The sequence below is a fragment of the Phocaeicola sp. ICN-14070 genome (assembly GCF_037892625.1).
GTDB classification, from domain to species: Bacteria; Bacteroidota; Bacteroidia; order Bacteroidales; family Bacteroidaceae; genus Phocaeicola; species Phocaeicola plebeius.
Genome location: NZ_JBBKBF010000048.1, coordinates 1 through 16,827 on the forward strand (window position 1 = coordinate 1; position 16,827 = coordinate 16,827).

Here is a 16,827-nt window from a genome sequence, read left to right on the forward strand (position 1 = left end):
GCTGCACAGCCTGGGATGGCACCATAAAGTAGAAATAGACGAAGGTATTCACCGCTTGTATGAATGGTACCTGAAAGGTATCTGCATCAATCATCAGACGGTATAATCCGAATGGAAATTCCCCATGCATGATAAAAACGCCGTATAAAGCAGACCGGTAAAAGTATTTGATAAAAGTATGCTTCATTCCATATTTTTAATTACCTTTGCTAATAATCGCAGTAAATAAAATGGAACTCACTCACTTCTTTTATAAAGAATCTACCTGGGAACTAACCCAAGCCATTCCTTTCAAGGCTGTCAATCTGCTTGTAGGAAAAAATGCTGTAGGCAAATCGAAAGTCATTGCCGCAATTTTTAACATGGCCAATATTATCTTGCAACAAGATATGCCGTTTGTATCAAGAATTTTCTGCTCTTCCACTTTCTCCTTTAAGGATGAAGAAGAAGTAATAGAATACCATTTCACATATCAACGGGGGATAATAACGGAAGAAAATCTGACAATAAACGGACAAAAACTGCTGAACCGAAATGGAAAGGAAACATTGCTGGAAGGGATGCCAATCAATCCTCCAACGGATAAGCTGACGCTTCACGTGCGCAGAGACATCATACAATACCCTTATTTTGAGAAAATCATTACATGGGCGGAAAATGTGTACGGACAACGTTTCAATGAAATTGAAGCGGACAGGGGAAATAAAACCAATTCATTCCTTTCGCCTATTCATAAAGATGATTTGTTCACCATGGTAAAATCACTTCCTTCTGAATCCATACAAAGAATAATCGAACAGGCCCAAAATCTGGATTACCACCTGGAAGCCATCAAAACTCTCAAGCCGGAGAGATTTAAAATCGTTCTATTCAAGGAAAAAGGCATCAAAGAGCATTTGTCCATATCTTCTTTATCGAAAGGTATGTGCAGAGCCATCAGCCTTCTGATTCAGATGGAATATCTTTCCGCACAAGGAAAGCCTTCGCTCTGGCTGATTGACGACTTAGGCGAAGGATTGGACTATGACCGCACGGTCAAACTGGGAAAACTACTGTTTGACTTCTGTCATGAAAGAGGTATCCTGCTGCTGGCCAGTTCAAACGATACTTTTCTGATGGATATTGTAGACCTGCAGTATTGGAATATTCTGGAACGAAAAGGTGAAAAAGTGATGCCTGTCAATACAACCAACAGTCCTGATCTGTTCGAAGATTTCAAATTTACGGGTCTCAGCAACTTTGACTTCTTCTCATCGGACTATATTTCACGCCATACATAAATTAAATCGGGAAAAAGATGAATATCAGAAAGATTGCGGTTTTCGTGGAAGGACAAACCGAATACATCTTTGTTCGGGATTTTCTATGTGCATGGTATGAGTTTGACGCAAAAAAATTAGGACTGGAATGTTATCAGTTCAATGGAAATAAAGAAAATAAAATTCCTTATCCTCATGGAACAAGAGACAGTGAAAACTTTTATCTCATTTATAATGTGGGGAATGACCAAAGTGTACTAAGCAAAATGCTGAAAGAAGCTCCGCGTTTACAAAACAGCGGGTATCAGCAAATTGTGGGACTTAATGACATGTTCTCTGATGCATACCACGCGAAAGTAAAGAACCGTCAAATTGACTTAAAGGTAAATGAAACATTCAAGAATATACGAAAGAATATAATCCAACAAAAGAAGTTTGACAAGATAATGACATCTCACTTTGCCATCATGGAGGTAGAAGCATGGTTTTTAGGGATGTACGATTATTTACAAAAAATCAATTCACAACTAACCCCCGAACTGATAAAAACTCAACTGGGTACAGACATTACACAAGACCCGGAAATTACAGTTTATCATCCGGCCAAACTACTGAATGATATTTATCAACTGGTAGGTATGAAATATGATAAACATAAAGGAGACGCGCATGCCATTACATCTAGCTTGTCTAAAAGTGATTATATACGCTTGAAAGATTCTGGTAAATGTGAATCGTTCAAAGAATTCATTAACGATATTGTATAATTTGGAAGTTTACAATAATATGAAAAATTATACCATCGCAGTAGCCGGCACAGGCTATGTAGGTTTATCCATAGCCACTTTGTTGGCCCAGCATCATCAAGTAACGGCTGTTGACGTGATTCCTGAAAAGGTAGAGAAAATCAATCACCGTATCAGCCCGATTCAGGATGAGTACATCGAAAAGTATTTAGCAGGGAAGGAACTGAACCTGACCGCGACACTGGATGGAGCATCGGCTTACCGGAATGCGGACTTCGTAGTGATTGCCGCTCCTACCAACTACGACCCGGTGAAGAATTATTTCGATACGTCGCATGTAGAAGAGGTGATTGACCTGGTACTGGAAGTGAACCCGGATGCGGTAATGGTGATTAAAAGTACCATTCCGGTGGGTTACTGCCGCAGCTTGTATGTGAAGTATGCGGAGAAATTCCGCTCCACTCCTGCCCTTGCGGGAAAGAAATTCAACCTGCTATTCTCACCGGAGTTCTTGCGTGAGAGCAAGGCGCTGTACGATAACCTCTACCCCAGCCGTATCATCGTGGGCTTCCCGAAACTGATTAACGGACGCGACGAGGAGAACGCGGCTATTCAGGCGATTGCCGGGGAAGATCTGGAGGAAAAGGCGCATGAGTTTGCGGCGCTGTTGCAGGAGGGTGCCTTGAAGCCGGACATCGATACGCTGTTTATGGGACTGAAAGAGGCAGAAGCGGTGAAGCTGTTTGCCAATACTTACCTGGCTCTGCGTGTAAGCTACTTCAATGAGCTGGATACGTATGCAGAGGTGAAAGGCCTGAACACACAGGCCATCATTCAGGGTATCTGCCTGGACCCGCGCATCGGTTCGCATTATAACAACCCTTCTTTTGGCTACGGGGGCTACTGTCTGCCAAAGGATACCAAGCAGCTGTTGGCCAACTACCAGGATGTGCCGGAGAACCTGATTCAGGCCATTGTGGAGAGCAACCGCACGCGTAAGGATTTCATTGCGGACCAGGTGCTGAAGAAAGCGGGATACTACGACTATTACAACCGCGGGGATTACAGTCCGGAAGCGGAGAAGGAATGTGTCATCGGGGTATATCGCCTGACCATGAAGTCGAACAGCGACAATTTCCGCCAGAGCAGCATCCAGGGGGTAATGAAGCGTATCAAGGCGAAGGGTGCCACGGTCATCATCTATGAACCGACTTTGGAAGACGGCACTACATTCTTCGGTTCACGGGTGGTGAACAACCTGGAGGATTTCAAGAAGCAGAGCAATGCCATCATTGCCAACCGTTACGATGCGTGTCTGGATGATGTAAAAAATAAAGTCTACACTCGCGATATTTTTAGAAGAGACTAAAGAAACATACCTTACAAAATTATGTAGTCATTATGGCTTCATATTCTATATAATCTAATATTTATTTATGCAACATTACGATTATCTCATAGTAGGCACAGGGCTTTTCGGTGCCGTATTTGCCTACAAAGCAAAGCAACAAGGCAAAAAATGCCTGGTAATTGACCGCCGTCCTCATCTGGGAGGAAACATCTATTGCGAGAAAATGGAAGGTATCAATGTGCATAAATACGGGGCACATATTTTCCATACTTCAAACAAGACGGTATGGGAGTTTGTAAACTCAATTGTAGAGTTCAACCGTTATACGAATTCACCCGTAGCAAACTACAAAGGTAAATTGTATAATCTGCCTTTCAATATGAACACGTTTTATCAGATGTGGGGAGTAACTACTCCTGCTGAAGCCACTGCTAAAATTGAAGAACAAAAAGCAGAAGCGGTAGCACGCATGAAAGAGCAGGGAGTGACTGAGCCGCGTAACCTGGAGGAACAGGCACAGCTGCTTATCGGGAAAGATATTTACGAAGCGCTGATAAAAGGTTATACAGAAAAACAGTGGGGACGTAAATGTACGGAACTACCTGCCTTTATCATCAAGCGTCTGCCAGTACGTCTGGTATTTGATAACAATTACTTCAACGATAAATATCAGGGTATTCCTATCGGTGGATATAATGTACTGATTGAGCGTCTGCTGGAAGGTGTGGAAACTCGCCTGAACTGTGATTTCTTTGCGAACCGTGAAGAGCTTTCTGCCATGGCCGACAAAATTGTGTTTACGGGAGCTATCGATGAATTTTATCATTACCAGTTTGGTAAGTTAGAGTATCGTACGGTAAATTTTGAAACGGAAGTGCTGGATATGCCTAACTACCAAGGCAATGCGGTGGTAAACTATACAGAAAAGGAAGTGCCCTACACACGTGTGATTGAACACAAACATTTCGAAATGTTCGGGGCGGATATAGAAGCTTGCCCTAAAACGGTGATTTCAAAAGAATATAGTTCAGAATGGACTGAAGGCAGTGAGCCGTATTATCCGGTGAACGATGAAAAGAACAATTCGTTGTATCTGAAATACAAGGAACTGGCAGATAAGGAAACGAACGTAATATTTGGTGGTCGTCTGGCGGAATATAAGTATTATGACATGCACCATATCGTAGAAAAAGCTTTAGAACTATTCAAATAATAAATATGAAAGGCATAGTCTTAGCCGGTGGCAGCGGCACACGCCTCTACCCCATCACCAAAGGAGTGAGCAAACAACTGCTCCCCGTGTTTGACAAACCGATGATTTACTATCCTATCTCGGTACTGATGTTAGCGGGTATCCGCGAGATTCTGATTATCTCTACTCCCTACGATTTGCCGGGATTCCAGCGTTTGTTGGGTGACGGCAGTAACTTCGGGGTACGTTTTGAATATGCAGAACAGCCGTCGCCGGATGGACTGGCTCAGGCTTTCCTCATTGGAGAAAAGTTTATTGGGAATGATGCAGCCTGCCTGGTGTTAGGTGACAACATTTTTCATGGGAATGGTTTCAGCGCCATGCTGCGCGAAGCGGTACGTACCGCTGAGGAAGAAAAGAAAGCTACGGTATTCGGCTACTGGGTGAGTGATCCGGAACGTTACGGAGTGGCGGAATTTGACAAGGAGGGTAACTGCCTGTCCATTGAAGAAAAACCGCAGCATCCGAAATCAAATTATGCAGTGGTGGGATTGTATTTCTACCCGAACAAGGTGGTGGATGTAGCAAAAAGTATCAAGCCGTCGGCTCGCGGTGAACTGGAAATTACCACGGTGAACCAGCGTTTCTTAGAGGACGGAGAACTGAAGGTACAGACCTTAGGCCGTGGCTTTGCCTGGCTGGATACAGGTACGCACGACTCACTGGCGGAAGCTTCTACCTACATTGAAGTGATTGAAAAACGCCAGGGACTGAAAGTTGCTTGCTTAGAGGGAATAGCTTACCGCAAAGGATGGATTACGGCAGACAAGTTGCGTGAAGAAGCACAGCCGATGCTGAAGAACCAGTATGGCCAATATCTGCTGAAGGTAATTGACGAAGTGGAGCGTACCGGGGAAGCAAACCTGGAATAATGAGTTAAAAGTTAATAGTTAAAAAGTAAAAGACTTATCTGTTTATATAAAATGGAAGTAATTAAAACGGCGATAGAGGGTGTGGTAATTATAGAGCCACGCATTTTTAAGGATGCGAGGGGCTATTTCTTTGAATCGTTCTCACAACGGGAGTTTGAAGAAAAGGTGGGCAAAATCAATTTTGTGCAGGACAACGAAAGCATGTCATCGTACGGAGTAATGCGTGGACTGCATTTCCAGCGTCCGCCTTACACGCAGAGTAAACTGGTGCGCTGCGTGAAAGGTGCCGTGCTGGACGTGGCTGTAGACATCCGCAAAGGAAGTCCTACTTACGGACAGCATGTAGCTGTGGAACTGACGGAAGAAAACCATCGCCAGTTTTTTGTGCCGCGCGGTTTTGCGCACGGTTTTGCCGTATTGAGTGAAACGGCCATCTTCCAGTACAAGTGCGACAACTTTTATCACCCGGAAGCAGACGGAGGCATCAGCATTCTGGATAATTCGCTGGATATTGACTGGCGCATTCCGACGGAACAGGCCATCCTGAGCGAAAAAGACACCAAGCATCCGCTGATGAAAGATTTTGATTCGCCTTTTGACTATAATGTTTCATTGTATTAAATCTTTACCATTATGACTACATTCAAACGTAACATACTGATTACCGGCGGTGCCGGATTTATTGGCAGCCACGTGGTGCGCCTGTTCGTGAACAAGTATCCGGAGTACCGTATCATCAACTTAGACAAGCTGACGTATGCGGGGAACTTAGCGAACCTGAAGGACATTGAGAACCTGCCGAACTATGTGTTCATAAAGGCGGACATCTGCGACTACGAGAAGATGCAGGAGCTGATGGGGCTGTATCACGTGGACGGCATCATTCACCTGGCTGCAGAGAGCCACGTGGACCGAAGCATCAAGGATCCGTTTACCTTTGCACGCACCAACGTGATGGGTACACTGTCGCTGCTGCAGGCGGCCAAGGTGTACTGGGAAGGTCTGCCGGAGAAGTATGAGGGCAAGCGTTTCTATCATATCTCTACCGACGAGGTGTACGGGGCACTGGAGATGACGCATCCGGAGGGTATCGAGCCGCCGTTTACTACCACGGCTTCGTCGTCGGAACATCACTTAGCGTACGGGAAGGATTTCTTCTATGAGGATACGAAGTATAATCCACACAGCCCCTACTCTGCCAGCAAGGCAAGCAGCGACCACTTTGTACGGGCATTCCACGACACGTACGGCATGCCGTCCATCGTGACGAACTGTTCGAACAACTACGGGCCGTATCAGTTCCCGGAGAAGCTGATTCCGCTGTTCATCAACAACATCCGTCACCGCAAGCCGCTGCCGGTATACGGTAAGGGGGAAAACGTGCGCGACTGGCTATACGTCGTGGACCATGCGCGGGCCATTGACGTGATTTTCCACAACGGCAAGACGGCGGAGACGTATAACATTGGCGGTTTCAATGAGTGGAAGAACATTGACATCATCAAGGTAGTAATCAACACGGTAGACCGTCTGCTGGGCCGCAAGGAGGGTGAAGACATGGATCTGATTACCTACGTGACCGACCGTCTGGGCCACGACATGCGTTATGCCATCGACTCTACGAAGCTACAGAAGGAACTGGGCTGGGAACCGAGCCTGCAGTTTGAAGAGGGCATCGAGAAGACGGTACGCTGGTACCTGGACAACCAGGAATGGATGGACAACGTAACGAGCGGTGACTACCAGAAGTATTATGACTCGATGTATAAAGGCAGATAACAAAAGAGTAAATTATGAAAAGATATTGCCAGACACTGGAGCTCTATGACGACAAGGAGCTGATTGAAGCCTACGTAGCAGAACATGCACACGTGTGGGAAGAGGTGAAAGCGGGTATCCGCGAGGTGGGTATCACGGACATGCAGATTTACATTGACGGAAATCGCTTGTTCATGATCATGGATACCACGGATGAGTTTGACATGGAACGGGATTATGCACGGCTGGCTACCCTGCCCCGTCAGGCGGAATGGGAAGCGCACATGGCGAAGTTCCAGAAAGCTGCTCCGGGAGCTACCTCGCAGGAGAAATGGAAGCTGATGACGCGGATATTTAAGCTGTAATGAGTGAATAATGAATAATTAAAAATTAAAAACGACTAAGTGTCATCATTCTTCATTATTCATTCTTCATTATTCATTATTCATTATTAATTGGACAACATGAAAAAGTTATTGTCATTGCCACCAAATCTGGTGGAATGTTTTCACGATATTATGCACGCAGACCACAAGGAGTGGTTCTGCACATCGGACCCGGTGGGAAAGAAACTGGGTTCGGGAGGTGGTACGGCCTGGCTGCTGAATGCTTGCCGGGAGGAAGAGGATAAGAATGCCACACTGGGCGACTGGCTGGCACGGGAGAAGCGTATCCTGCTGCACGCCGGAGGGCAGAGCCGCCGTTTGCCGGGCTATGCGCCGTCGGGCAAGGTGCTGACGCCGATTCCGGTGTTCCGCTGGGCACGCGGACAGCGCATCACACAGGACTTGCTCTCGCTGCAGCTGCCGCTGTATGAGGAAATCATGGAGCGGGCGCCGCAGGGGCTGCGCACCCTGATTGCGAGCGGCGACGTGTACATCCGTGCTACCCAGCCGCTGCAGGAGATTCCGGATGTGGACGTGGTGTGCTACGGATTGTGGGTGGACCCGGAACTGGCGAAGAATCACGGGGTGTTCGTGTCGTCGCGGAAGGAACCGGAGAAGCTGGACTTCATGCTGCAGAAGCCGAGCGTGGAGGAAATGGCGGGGCTGATGCAGGATTACCTGTTCCTGATGGACATCGGTATCTGGCTGCTGAGCGACCGCGCCATCGAGCTGATGGTGAAACGCTCGACCGACCAGGACGGGGGCGTGAAGTTCTACGACATGTATTCGGAGTTCGGGCTGGCACTGGGGGCGCACCCGCGCATCGTGGATGAGGAGCTGAACAGCTTGAAAGTGGCTATCCTGCCCCTGCCGGGCGGTGAGTTCCACCACTACGGTACGAGCCGGGAGATGATTTCGTCGACACTGGCAGTGCAGAACTGTGTGACGGACCAGCGGGCGATTATGCACCACAAGGTGAAGCCGCATCCGGCGGTGTTCGTGCAGAATGCGGAGATGGAGTTCCCGCTGACGGCCGACAACGCAGAGGTGTGGGTGGAAAACAGCCACGTGGGCAGGAGCTGGAAGCTGCACAGCCGGAACATCATCACGGGGGTGCCGCGCAACGACTGGGCGCTGAACGTGCCGGAAGGGGTATGCATCGACGTGGTGCCGATGGGTGAACGGGAGTTTGCCGCACGTCCGTACGGTTTTAACGATAAATTCAAGGGAAGCCTGAAGGAGGCTTCGACTACATATTTAGGTCGTCCGGTAACGGAATGGCTGACCGAAAGAGGTCTGACAGCGGACGAAATCCGGGGCTGTGAGGACTTGCAAGGGGCAGCGATTTTTCCGGTAACGGACTCGATAGAGGACTTGGGCACGGTGTTGCAATGGATGACGGACGGCGGACAGGGTGAAGCCGGACGGGCTATCTGGATGAAGGCGCGCAAGGTGTCGGCCGACGAGATTTCGGCGTATGCCAACCTGCGACGGCTGTTCGCCCAGCGGGAGATGTTCCGCAAGGAGAACTGGAGCCTGCTGGCCAGGAACCAGGAACGGAGCGTGTTCTATCAGATAGACTTGCAGGAGGCGGCCGGGGCGTATGCCAAAGGGGGCATCGCCTTGCCGGAGGAACTGCCGGAAGGGTCTCCCCTGCTGAAGCGGATCAGCGACGCGATGTTCCGCGCGAAGGTGTGCGAACTGGAGGGCAAACCGGAGGCGAAGGAACTGGAAGCACGGGCGTTCGGCCTGATGCGAGAGGGACTGACCGGCACGATGGATTACCGTCAGCAGCCGAAGCTGTCGGTGTATGCCGACCAGATTGTGTGGGGACGCAGCCCGGTGCGCATCGACATTGCGGGGGGATGGACGGATACCCCACCCTACAGCCTGATGGAGGGCGGAAATGTGGTGAACTTGGCCATTGAACTGAACGGACAGCCGCCGCTGCAGGTGTACGTGAAACCGTCGAAGGAGTACCGCATTACGTTGCGCTCGATTGACCTGGGAGCCATGGAGGTGGTTTCCACCTACGAGGGGTTGCAGGATTACCGCAAGGTGGGCTCGCCGTTCTCCATTCCGAAAGCGGCACTGGTGCTGGCGGGGTTCCATCCGGATTTCTCCACAGAACGGTTTGCTTCGCTGGAGGCACAGCTGAAGGCTTTCGGCACGGGTATCGAAGTGACGTTGCTGTCGGCCATTCCAGCAGGTTCGGGACTGGGTACCAGCTCCATTCTGGCAGCTACGGTGCTGGGAGCGCTGAATGATTTCTGCGGCCTGAACTGGGACAAGCAGGGCATCGGCAGCCGTACGCTGGTGCTGGAACAGTTGCTCACCACAGGGGGCGGCTGGCAGGATCAGTACGGAGGTGTGCTGCACGGGGTGAAGCTGTTGCAGACGCAGCCGGGATGGCATCAGGAGCCGAAGGTGCGCTGGCTGCCGGACTACCTGTTCACGAGCGACGAGTACCGCAAGTGTCACCTACTGTATTACACGGGCATTACGCGTACGGCCAAGGGCATCCTGGCGGAGATTGTGAAGGGCATGTTCCTGAACTCGAACCGTCACCTGCACCTGCTGGAGCAGATGAAGGGTCACGCCATGGATATGTACGATGCCATCCTGCGGAATGACTTTGAGGAGACGGGACGACTGATACGGAAGACGTGGATGCAGAACCAGCGGCTGGATGAGGGTACGAACCCGCCGGCCGTGCAGGCGCTGACGGAACGGATTGACGACCTCTGCCTGGGATACAAGTTGCCGGGTGCCGGTGGGGGTGGTTACCTGTACATGGTGGCCAAAGATCCGGATGCGGCCGTGCGTATCCGCCAGATTCTGACAGAGGAACGTCCGAACGAACGGGCGCGCTTCGTGGAGATGAGCTTATCGAACAAGGGACTGGAAATCAGTAGAAGCTGAGATGGAAAAGATTGGATTAGTAAGAACCAGGGACGGAAAGAGTTTCCTGGTTCCTTTTATTTTGATTACTTCCCTCTTTTTTCTGTGGGGAGTGGCACACAGCATTCTGGATGTGCTGAACAAACATTTTCAAGATACTCTGGAGATTACCCGCACGCGCTCGGCCCTGATTCAGGCGGTGGTGTACGGAGGGTATTTTATCATGGCACTGCCGGCAGGACGGATTATCCGCCGCTTCGGCTACCGCACGGGGGTGCTGACGGGCCTGGTGCTGTATGGCATCGGGGCGTTGCTGTTCATTCCGGGAGGACGGATTCAGTCGTTTGAGTTTTTCCTGCTGGCGCTGTTCGTCATCGGTTGCGGACTGACCTGCCTGGAAACGGCCTCGAACCCGTATGTCACGGTGCTGGGTGAACCGGAAGGCAGTGAGCGGCGTATCAACCTGGCGCAGTCGTTCAACGGGCTGGGCTGGATTTGCGGTCCGCTGGCGGGAGGTTTCTTTCTCTTTGCCGGAGGAGGTGACGTGACTACTCCTTACGCAGTGCTGGGTACGGTGGTGCTGTGCATCGCCATCCTCTTTTCGCGGGTGAAACTGCCGGAAATAGGCCGGGAAGCTGAAAGCGGACAGGCTGAAGCGAGCGGGAAATCGCTGTGGAGAACGACCTCGTTCACAGTGGGACTGCTGTCGCTTTTCCTTTACGTGGCTGCACAGACGGGCATCAACAGTTTTTTCATCAACTACGCCACCGAAAATGCAGGTGTTTCGGCACAGGAGGCTTCGGTATGGCTGTCGTTCGGCGGCATGGGACTGTTCATGGGCGGGCGTATGGGCGGAAGCTGGCTGATGCGCTTCGTGAAGGGGGAAAAAGTGCTGGCCGTTTGTGCGGCTGGTGCTTGTGTATGCATGGCGGCAGTCATTCTGATGCCGGGCGGAGCAGGATGGTATTTCCTGTTACTGTGCTTTTTATGTGAATCGATTATGTTTCCTACTATTTTTTCCTTATCTTTGCGCCACGTTGGCACACAAACCAAACAAGCTTCTTCTTATCTGATTATGTCGATTGTAGGAGGAGCAGTGGCTCCCTTGTTAATGGGGCTTATAGCCGACCGTATTTCCATGGCAGTGGGATTTATCGTACCGCTGGTTTGCTTTATGGAAATCTGGGGATTCGCAGCAAGATACAGAAAACTATCGTAATGATTTTGTCACATTATCGTACACAGGCAACGGATTATCCATATAAACGCACACAAACGTATGCTGAAACTAAAAGATATAAAAATCGTTGAATCGAAGAAAGAGCTGGAGGCTCTTCCGGAAGGGAAACTGTTAATCAATACCATCAATGCGCACTCCTATAATACGGCTCTGAAGGATGCGTTCTTTGCCGAAGCGCTGATGAAAGGAGATGCACTGATTCCCGACGGAGCAAGCATCGTGATGGCTTGCCGGAAACTGAAAGCGAAAAGCCAGCCGACAGAACGTATTGCCGGATGGGACTTGTTTGCCATGGAGATGGAACGGCTGAACCAGAAGGGAGGTACTTGTTTCTTCATGGGAAGCAGCGAAAAGGTACTGAAGCTGATTCGGGAAAAAGCGAAAACAGTCTACCCGAACATCCGGATTGAAACGTACTCCCCACCCTACAAGCCGGAATTCTCGGAGGAAGAGAACCGGGCAATCATCGAAGCCATCAACCGGGCTAATCCGGACTTGTTGTGGATTGGTATGACGGCTCCCAAACAGGAGAAGTGGGCATACCGCCATTGGAATGAACTGGACATTCACTGTCATTGCGGCACCATCGGTGCGGTGTTCGACTTTTTTGCCGGCACCATGGAACGGGCTCCTCTGTGGTGGCAGGAACATAGTCTGGAATGGTTGTACAGACTGCTGAAAGAACCGAAACGGATGTGGCGCCGATACATTATCGGAAACACGTTGTTTATCTGGAATATCTTTAGAGAAATGTGACTAGCAAATCAGGGGTTGAAACACTAATAAAAAACATAGCGCATGAGAACAAAATATGACGCCTATAACAGTTGGGTGAGCTTTTTTATCGTTACTTGTGAAACGCTTATTACGGGTGGATTGTTCTATCTGTTGTTTCTCACTACGGAAGATACGCCATGGCACAAGATTCTGCAGGCACCGCACCTGCAGGTCATACTGACGGTGATGCTCTGCTACTTCGTATCGGCCATGCAGATTGGCGTGGTACTTTACCGGCGTAAGGTATATGCTTACCAGATTCTGGGTAAGGTATTGAGAAGTACAATCTGCTTCGGAGTATTGTCGGGGGTAGTGCTGGAGCTGGGACGATTTATGGATGCCTGGTCGTATTTCTACCTGACTTTTTTAGGGCTGCTGTTTATTTCGCTGTCTGTATTCCGTATCCTCATGCGATGGGGGTTGAAAAGATACCGTTCGAAAGGTGGTAACCTGCGCTATGTGGTGCTGGTGGGTAGTTCGGAGAACAACCGCGAACTGTATTATGAACTGACCAACCAGGACTGGACCGGATTCATGGTAAAGGGGTATTTCGATTTTGAGCCGAACCCGAAATTTCCACAGGAATGTCCGTACCTGGGAAAACCCCAGGACGTGAAAGAATACCTGGAAAAGAACGGAAATACGCATTACCTGTTCTGCTGTCTGCCTTCGAAGGAGCATGTCATTATCCGCTCGCTGATTAATTACTGCGAAAACAATCTGGTGCATTTCTACAGTGTGCCGAACATTTACAACTACCTGCAGAACCGTGTATACTTTAACATGGTGGGCAACGTGCCTTTCCTGAGCCTGCGACCGGACCCGCTGAGCCGGACGGGCAACAAGATGCTGAAACGGGCGTTCGACATTGTGTTCTCACTGCTGTTTCTGTGTACGCTCTTCCCGATTATCCTGCTCATTGTGACCATTATCACCAAGCTGACGATGCCGGGACCAGTATTCTTCAAACAAAAACGAAACGGGCTGAACGACAAGGAGTTCTACTGCTATAAGTTCCGGAGCATGAGGGTGAACACACAGGCCGACTCGCTGCAGGCTACCAAGGATGACCCGCGCAAGACACGCTGGGGAAACATCATGCGAAAAACGAGCATCGACGAACTGCCGCAGTTTATCAATGTGCTGCTGGGTGACATGAGCGTGGTAGGCCCCCGCCCGCACATGCTGAAACACACGGAGGAATATTCGAAACTGATTAACAAGTATATGGTGAGACACTTCGTGAAGCCGGGTATCACGGGCTGGAGCCAGGTGACGGGCTATCGCGGAGAGACCAAGGAGCTGAAGGATATGGAAGGACGTATCCGTGGAGATATATGGTATATCGAACACTGGAGCTTCGGCCTGGACTTGTTCATCATCTATAAAACGGTGATGAATGCTATACATGGGGAAAAGAACGCATACTAAGACTTAATGAAAATTTATTTATAACCAAAGTTTTATGAATCATTTTTTAAGGCGGGGTATCTGCCTGGGAGCATGGGTGGCCGGTTGCGGCATGGCTCATGCACAGCTGGCCGCGGTGAAAACGAACGCACTGCTGTGGGGGAACCTGACGCCGAACATTTCAATGGAGCTGGTGACAGCTTCCAAATTCAGCCTGGAAGGAACTGTGTTTTACGGACTGGACAAGGCGCCGCTGGATGCCCAGTTGAAAGGGGCACAGGCGGAGTTCAGGTATTGGATTTCTGGGAGGCCGATGGCGCGCTCGTTCATCGGCTTATCTGTAAGCGGACTAAGGTATACGGTGGTGCACAAGGGAAAGGCGCACCAGGGAGAAGCTGCAGGACCGGGACTGACATACGGCTATGCCTGGCCGCTGAGCAAACGGTTCAACCTGGAATTCTCGGCCGGAGTAGGTGCCCTGTGGTATAGGGAGAAGAAATATCCGGAGGGTACATACCTGAAAAAAGAAGAGTATAATGCAAACGGAGTGAAGTGTGTGCCGACAGAAGTCGCGGTGTCATGCTGCTATTTATTCTAAGAAGCTGAAGCGTATGAATAGGAAAAGAATAAGCCGCATCGGGAAATATGTACTGGTTACGATGCTGCTGACTGCTGTCCCCGCAAGCGGATGGGCGCAGCGAATGATCAAGGTGAGCGGCACGGTTTACAACATTGCGGACAAGAAAAAGAAGGTTCCGTTCTCGGGAAGCGTGGTCTATGTATATAGCTGCAAGACGGTGGCGGCCGCAAAGGACCTGAAGAACAGCCTGGACAAGGATAATACCAATTTCGCACTGTTCATGAACGAAGATGAAAGGGCGGAAACGGATGCCAACGGGTATTACGAGATTCTGGTGCCGGACAACGGGGCACTGGTGTTCAAAGCGGGCCTGAACAAGGCCATTCTGGAAAAGGTGAGCAACCGCATGAAAATAGACGTAGAAGTGGATGACGGTATCTATCTGAAGGAGGTAGTGGTAACGGGAGAGCTGAAGCAGATTCAGCCGGAACCGAAGGCCAGCCGACTGATAGGTAACCGTTTTTATCCTTATAATACGTTCCTGGTCCCACATGGAGAAGGCAACAAGTATTCGCGCCTGATTGTGCAGCCGTATGTACTGAACTGTACGACCAACGACACGGTGGCTTTCTTGAAACCACTGGTATACGACGGCAAAGAATATCACCTGACCCAGACCCGACGAATGGGGTACGACCTGAAAAGGGATGCTCTGGAGCCTTATATCCAATCACGGCCACTGGTGAATGAGCGGATGGTGATTGAATGGCAAGACACGGTGACGGTGCCCGACCCGAACGTGAATTACAGCTGCTATGCGGACTTCTGTATAGAGGACTACAACAATGTTCCGTTCAGAAAGACGTATCAGATTAATACATGCGAGAACAAGCGCCCCCTGAAATTTCTGCAATATGACCTGATAGCCTTGGATATGGATTTCCAAAAATATCCGGAGAAGGCACAGGTAGAGAAGTTTGACACGGAGGACCAGGTGGAGCTCAACTTTGAAATCAACTCGGACCGGCTGACGGACGACCCGAAGAACCAGGAGAGCCTTGCCGGAATACGGCAGAAACTGAACCTGATTCTGAACGAGCCCGGCGCCCTGCTGAAAGAGTTTCACGTCATCGGCAAGGCATCGCCGGAAGGATATTACCAGCAAAACCTGCAGCTGGCCCAGAAACGTATGCAGCGGATTCAGCAGGAGGTTATCGGGGTACTCCCCCATGCGGTAGCCGAACGCGTGTATCAGAACCCGCAGGCGGAAGTGGCTTCATGGAACGAGGTGGCCGAATTGCTGGAGAAGGACAGCCTGATGGAAACGGCCGGTTTCATCAGAAAGGTTGTAAGAGAACTGCCCGACCAGATGAACCGGCAGGGACAGCGAATCAAGGCCTCCAAGGACTACCGTACGGTGATTGTGCCTTACCTGGAGCAGCTGAGACAAGTGAAGTACCTGTGCCGCTATGACATCTACCGGGAACCGACCGACAAGGAGGTGATGGCGGCTTACCGGAGAAAGGGACTGGACGGGATGTACACCCGGTATGAATACTGGAAGCTGCTGCAATTGCTGAAGGACAGTCAGGAAAAGGAAGCAGTGGCACGCAAGGCATACGAGGAATCGCTGAGCATGAAGCGTCCATGGGTGTTGGCCGGAAACACGCTGGCCAAGCTGTACCTGGAAAAGGATGTGACCGACACGCGGATACTGGAACCGCTGATAGACCGTACCATCTTTACCGTGAACTATGAAAGGAAAAACATGGATACGGGAAGAACGGAGATTATCAACCCGATTGAGGTGGTGGTGAACCAGCTGTGCATGTACATCAAAGCGGGTGACTTTGAGAATGCCAGTGTCATGGCCAAGCTGATTCCGGAGGATTACAAGGAATTTGACCTGGTGAAGGCATACGCATGGGCCATGGGCGGCTATTTCCAGGGAGGGAATACGCCTGAAGAAACGCAGCGAGCCGCAGAGACCTTCCGCACCATCTGCCAGTCGTCCGTTCAGAACGAGGCGGTGATGAACCTGGCACTGGAAACGCCGCAGGGAAACGCACAGGCGGACAAGGCGCTGGAACAGATGGTGGACGAGAATCCGGTGAAATGGTACCTGAAGGCGGTGACGGAAGCCAGAAAGGGAGACGTAGGACTGACGGAAGCGGCTCTGTATCTGGTGAGATGTTTCAACTTGGACCAGAAGATGATTGTCACTGCCCAGAACGACGGTGAATTCACGAAAGAGATTGTGGAAACGGCGTTGGAGATGTATAAGAATCAGTAATC

Annotated in this window: 14 protein-coding genes; all 14 read left to right on the forward strand. The window is 50.1% G+C overall.

Going from position 1 to position 16,827, the window contains the following annotated elements:
* Positions 1–230 precede the first annotated feature (230 nt).
* Positions 231–1,280 (forward strand): AAA family ATPase, encoded by a 1,050-nt coding sequence (locus WKT20_RS12515; protein WP_340417460.1) that lies wholly within the window; start codon positions 231–233, stop codon positions 1,278–1,280.
* 17 nt (positions 1,281–1,297) lie between these two features.
* Positions 1,298–2,026 (forward strand): DUF4276 family protein, encoded by a 729-nt coding sequence (locus WKT20_RS12520; protein ID WP_118244264.1) that lies wholly within the window; start codon positions 1,298–1,300, stop codon positions 2,024–2,026.
* A 19-nt stretch (positions 2,027–2,045) separates the two neighbouring features.
* A complete protein-coding gene (locus WKT20_RS12525) occupies positions 2,046–3,374 on the forward strand; it encodes a nucleotide sugar dehydrogenase (RefSeq protein WP_340417461.1) in 1,329 nt (442 codons plus the stop codon).
* A 67-nt stretch (positions 3,375–3,441) separates the two neighbouring features.
* A complete protein-coding gene (gene glf, locus WKT20_RS12530) occupies positions 3,442–4,569 on the forward strand; it encodes a UDP-galactopyranose mutase (protein WP_340417462.1) in 1,128 nt (375 codons plus the stop codon).
* A gap of 5 nt (positions 4,570–4,574) precedes the next feature.
* Positions 4,575–5,480: a glucose-1-phosphate thymidylyltransferase RfbA gene (rfbA, locus tag WKT20_RS12535; protein ID WP_278612929.1), complete on the forward strand. Its 906-nt coding sequence runs from the start codon at positions 4,575–4,577 to the stop codon at positions 5,478–5,480.
* Positions 5,481–5,531: 51 nt separating this feature from the next.
* Entirely contained in the window at positions 5,532–6,101 is a 570-nt protein-coding gene (rfbC, locus tag WKT20_RS12540) for a dTDP-4-dehydrorhamnose 3,5-epimerase (protein ID WP_340417463.1), read from the forward strand.
* A 12-nt stretch (positions 6,102–6,113) separates the two neighbouring features.
* Positions 6,114–7,259, forward strand: a complete 1,146-nt coding sequence (locus WKT20_RS12545; RefSeq protein ID WP_340417464.1) for a dTDP-glucose 4,6-dehydratase — start codon at positions 6,114–6,116, stop codon at positions 7,257–7,259.
* 14 nt (positions 7,260–7,273) lie between these two features.
* Positions 7,274–7,603 carry an L-rhamnose mutarotase gene (locus tag WKT20_RS12550; RefSeq protein WP_117673955.1) on the forward strand — a complete coding sequence of 110 codons (330 nt, stop codon included), beginning with the start codon at positions 7,274–7,276 and terminating at the stop codon, positions 7,601–7,603.
* Positions 7,604–7,702: 99 nt separating this feature from the next.
* The gene (locus tag WKT20_RS12555; protein ID WP_340417465.1) at positions 7,703–10,546 is read left to right on the forward strand and encodes a bifunctional fucokinase/fucose-1-phosphate guanylyltransferase; all 2,844 of its coding nucleotides are present in this window, start codon (positions 7,703–7,705) and stop codon (positions 10,544–10,546) included.
* A gap of 1 nt (position 10,547) precedes the next feature.
* Positions 10,548–11,744, forward strand: a complete 1,197-nt coding sequence (locus WKT20_RS12560) for a sugar MFS transporter (protein ID WP_118243503.1) — start codon at positions 10,548–10,550, stop codon at positions 11,742–11,744.
* A 60-nt stretch (positions 11,745–11,804) separates the two neighbouring features.
* Positions 11,805–12,521 carry a WecB/TagA/CpsF family glycosyltransferase gene (locus WKT20_RS12565; protein ID WP_118243501.1) on the forward strand — a complete coding sequence of 239 codons (717 nt, stop codon included), beginning with the start codon at positions 11,805–11,807 and terminating at the stop codon, positions 12,519–12,521.
* Between the two features lie 42 nt (positions 12,522–12,563).
* Complete coding sequence (locus WKT20_RS12570; protein WP_340417466.1) at positions 12,564–13,973, forward strand: undecaprenyl-phosphate glucose phosphotransferase; 1,410 nt, start codon at positions 12,564–12,566, stop codon at positions 13,971–13,973.
* A gap of 34 nt (positions 13,974–14,007) precedes the next feature.
* A complete protein-coding gene (locus tag WKT20_RS12575; protein WP_118243498.1) occupies positions 14,008–14,550 on the forward strand; it encodes a DUF3575 domain-containing protein in 543 nt (180 codons plus the stop codon).
* 13 nt (positions 14,551–14,563) lie between these two features.
* Positions 14,564–16,825, forward strand: a complete 2,262-nt coding sequence (locus tag WKT20_RS12580; protein WP_340417467.1) for a hypothetical protein — start codon at positions 14,564–14,566, stop codon at positions 16,823–16,825.
* Positions 16,826–16,827 lie beyond the last annotated feature (2 nt).

Coding starts and splice junctions, on each gene's coding strand:
- WKT20_RS12550 (WP_117673955.1), top strand. CDS start 7,274: ATGAAAAGATATTGCCAGACACTGGAGCTCTATGACGACAAGGAGCTG.
- WKT20_RS12570 (WP_340417466.1), top strand. CDS start 12,564: ATGAGAACAAAATATGACGCCTATAACAGTTGGGTGAGCTTTTTTATC.
- WKT20_RS12575 (WP_118243498.1), top strand. CDS start 14,008: ATGAATCATTTTTTAAGGCGGGGTATCTGCCTGGGAGCATGGGTGGCC.
- WKT20_RS12565 (WP_118243501.1), top strand. CDS start 11,805: ATGCTGAAACTAAAAGATATAAAAATCGTTGAATCGAAGAAAGAGCTG.
- rfbA (WP_278612929.1), top strand. CDS start 4,575: ATGAAAGGCATAGTCTTAGCCGGTGGCAGCGGCACACGCCTCTACCCC.
- WKT20_RS12580 (WP_340417467.1), top strand. CDS start 14,564: ATGAATAGGAAAAGAATAAGCCGCATCGGGAAATATGTACTGGTTACG.
- WKT20_RS12525 (WP_340417461.1), top strand. CDS start 2,046: ATGAAAAATTATACCATCGCAGTAGCCGGCACAGGCTATGTAGGTTTA.
- WKT20_RS12555 (WP_340417465.1), top strand. CDS start 7,703: ATGAAAAAGTTATTGTCATTGCCACCAAATCTGGTGGAATGTTTTCAC.
- WKT20_RS12560 (WP_118243503.1), top strand. CDS start 10,548: ATGGAAAAGATTGGATTAGTAAGAACCAGGGACGGAAAGAGTTTCCTG.
- glf (WP_340417462.1), top strand. CDS start 3,442: ATGCAACATTACGATTATCTCATAGTAGGCACAGGGCTTTTCGGTGCC.
- WKT20_RS12545 (WP_340417464.1), top strand. CDS start 6,114: ATGACTACATTCAAACGTAACATACTGATTACCGGCGGTGCCGGATTT.
- WKT20_RS12515 (WP_340417460.1), top strand. CDS start 231: ATGGAACTCACTCACTTCTTTTATAAAGAATCTACCTGGGAACTAACC.
- rfbC (WP_340417463.1), top strand. CDS start 5,532: ATGGAAGTAATTAAAACGGCGATAGAGGGTGTGGTAATTATAGAGCCA.
- WKT20_RS12520 (WP_118244264.1), top strand. CDS start 1,298: ATGAATATCAGAAAGATTGCGGTTTTCGTGGAAGGACAAACCGAATAC.